Here is a 1,096-nt window from a genome sequence, read left to right as displayed (position 1 = left end):
ACTGCCCCACCATGCCGGTGCCGGCGAACAGGTCCGCCGCGGTGGCCGGGCGCTCGTCGAGGGTGTCGATCACCTCGGCGATGACCGGCAGGACCAGCCGTTTAGAGCCCAGGTAGCGTCGGTTGCGGAGCTCAAAAGTATGCATGACCTGCTACTTCACCTTCCAGCACCGCTGTCGCCCGGATTCTGTCGCGGCAGCATTTCTGTTTCTGCATCTTCCGGCAGAACCGTAGCACCCGGCTCGGACATCACGGCCTCTGACACAGCGCGGAACGGACCCGGGACATGCGCAGGGGCGGCAGTCCGCTGGTCCCGGTCTGCCGCCCCACGGCCTCACGGGCGCGCCGCGCCCGTGAGGTTCAGCCTCGCGTACTCACTTCAGATCGGCGCTGGACTTGCCCAGGATCCGGCGGGCGATGATCAGCTGCTGGATCTGCTGGGTGCCCTCGAAGATGTCGAGGATCTTCGAATCCCGGGCCCACTTCTCCAGCAGCTGCGTCTCCGAGTAGCCGACGGTGGCCGCCAGTTCGACGGCCTTGTTGGTCAGCTCGGTCACCGTGCGACCGGCCTTGGCCTTGGACATCGAGGCCTCGGCGGAGTTCGGCAGCTTGTTGTCGGCCATCCACGCCGCCCGCAAGGTCAGCATCCAGGACGCCTCCCAGTCGGACTCGAGCCGCAGGTACTCCGCGACGGCGGCGTGCTGGGCCGCGGCCGGCCGGTCGTAGTCCACCGGATGGCCGGCCTCCTCGAGCATCGCGCGCAGCACCTCGAGGGCGGCCCGGCCCAGTCCGACCGCCATCGCGGCGACCAGCGGACGGGTGTTGTCGAAGGTCTGCATCACCCCGCCGAAACCCTTTTTGACGTTGATCTCCGGGGTGCCCAGCAGGTTCTCCGCCGGCACCCGGGCGTTGTCGAAGCGCACCACCGCGGTGTCGGAGGCCTTGATGCCGAGCTTGTGCTCGAGGCGGACCACGGTGACGCCGTCGGCGTTCATCGGCACCACGAAGCGCTTGATGGCGGCCCGGCCGACCGCCTTGTCCAGGGTGGCCCAGACCACCACGTGGTCGGCGCGCGAACCACAGGTGACGAAGATCTT

2 protein-coding genes are annotated in these 1,096 nt (G+C 68.2%); both read right to left on the bottom strand.

What is annotated here, in order from left to right:
- Positions 1–145: DNA adenine methylase (locus ACJMNC_RS18345; RefSeq protein ID WP_408949375.1), on the bottom strand; the 145-nt coding region annotated here is incomplete at its 3' end.
- 228 nt (positions 146–373) lie between these two features.
- The coding region (locus tag ACJMNC_RS18340; RefSeq protein WP_408949374.1) for an acyl-CoA dehydrogenase family protein at positions 374–1,096 on the bottom strand (723 nt) is incomplete at its 5' end.

The sequence above is a fragment of the Gordonia sp. VNK21 genome (assembly GCF_046098115.1).
Lineage (GTDB): Bacteria > Actinomycetota > Actinomycetes > Mycobacteriales > Mycobacteriaceae > Gordonia.
The sequence above is the reverse complement of the archived record's forward strand: the minus strand, read 5'-3'. Positions and strand labels throughout refer to the sequence as shown.